The sequence below is a fragment of the Aquabacterium sp. genome (assembly GCF_021768455.1).
Lineage (GTDB): Bacteria > Pseudomonadota > Gammaproteobacteria > Burkholderiales > Burkholderiaceae_C > Aquabacterium.
Genome location: NZ_JAIZVX010000315.1, coordinates 1 through 1,028 on the forward strand (window position 1 = coordinate 1; position 1,028 = coordinate 1,028).

Here is a 1,028-nt window from a genome sequence, read left to right on the forward strand (position 1 = left end):
TGTATTCAGCTGGAACATCTTCAGATGAAACAGTTATCCAACGTCTATTCTTAGGCTTGCTAGCCGTAGAATACTGTAATGCTACCTGTATCCAAACTCTAGTATCACTGTTGTATGCAATAGTACCTAATCGATGCTTTTTATCAGTAAGAGATTCCCTAGTTACTTCAAACATACCTAGGGAATTGAACATGTAATAGCTCATGAGTAACCCCCTACTAACATCAGGAGTTTGATCTCATTAGGTACTGAATCTAAACTAATGAGATTCTTGCTAAGACACCCGTATTGGGATTCAGGCAGATAGAACCAGTCAGAATGCAATCTTATATAGCTACCTGCTTTAAAGAACATTCCAATCGAGGAGCTACGACTCACTTCCTTAATCTCTTTTCTAGTACATATGAGCATACTCATGATATTCCTAACAATAAGAGTTGAAGTTTGAATTCAGGAGGGAAGTCAGAGAATGGAATATTCTTCCAGTTATCAGTAGCACCATTGGAGTCAGTCCAATAGTACCCATAGGTATATGCATCCCCTGCTTCAAACCTACGGTCTATACAGAAAAGCTGATCAAGTGATCCTTCTTCTAATGGCTTCCATAAAGCATCTTCATGATAATCAATGATGATTCCATCTACCCAGAAATACAGAGTGTTATTAACAGTCATGACACCCCCAGTAGTAATAGATGTGCTTTGAATTCAGCTGGAAACTCTGAGAATGGTAGGGGTTCCCAACCGCTATTTTCTTCTGATGCATAGTAAAACTCACCGTATCTAGCAGAACGATTAGAATCAGGGAATGCAGTATCTACACAAGGAAGATTGAGCAACTCTTCAGGAAAGTTATTCCAATAGACTCGGGATTCACCCTCAGGAGGAGCAACTACAATAACGTCTGGAGATTTCCATACATAGACGCAGCCAGTCATAGAACCCCCATGATCAGTAAATGAGCACGGAATTCAGCTGGGAATTGTTCTAAAGGAAGATACTGCCAATATCCGTTTTTATCAAAGAAAC

Annotated in this window: 2 protein-coding genes; both read right to left on the bottom strand. The window is 39.7% G+C overall.

Annotated elements, in window-relative coordinates; translation table 11 throughout:
* On the bottom strand, window positions 1–205 hold a 205-nt coding region (locus QZ994_RS19985; RefSeq protein ID WP_290877882.1), incomplete at its 3' end, for a hypothetical protein.
* 208 nt (window positions 206–413) lie between these two features.
* On the bottom strand, window positions 414–674 hold the full coding sequence (locus QZ994_RS19990) for a hypothetical protein (RefSeq protein WP_290877884.1): 261 nt from the start codon (window positions 672–674) through the stop codon (window positions 414–416).
* Window positions 675–1,028 lie beyond the last annotated feature (354 nt).